Below are 225 nucleotides of genomic sequence, written 5' to 3'. Positions count from 1 at the left end.
GAGGCCGCGATGGGCGACCCAGTCCTGCAGCTTCACCAGCTCGCCCTGCAGCCGCAGCAGCTCGCGGAAGTAGAGGCCGCGGTCGATGGTGCGGGTCTGGCGGGAGTGCAGCAGGTGGCGGACCTCCTCGGGCAGGCGCCGGTCGTCTATCTCCTGCTCCAGCTCCTCGTCGAAATCGTCCTCCAGCTCCGCCTGCAGCCAGGGCCGCATGGCCTCCTCGTCGTC

Annotated in this window: 1 pseudogene; it reads right to left on the bottom strand. The window is 70.2% G+C overall.

Features of this window, described 5'->3' with window-relative positions:
* Nucleotides 1-210, bottom strand: a pseudogene (locus JMJ56_RS33550) (polyphosphate kinase 2); the annotation flags it as partial.
* Nucleotides 211-225 lie beyond the last annotated feature (15 nt).

The sequence above is a fragment of the Belnapia arida genome (genome assembly GCF_016773205.1).
Taxonomy (GTDB): domain Bacteria; phylum Pseudomonadota; class Alphaproteobacteria; order Acetobacterales; family Acetobacteraceae; genus Belnapia; species Belnapia arida.
Note: the sequence above shows the minus strand (reverse complement) of the source record. Positions and strands in the feature narration are given on the sequence as shown.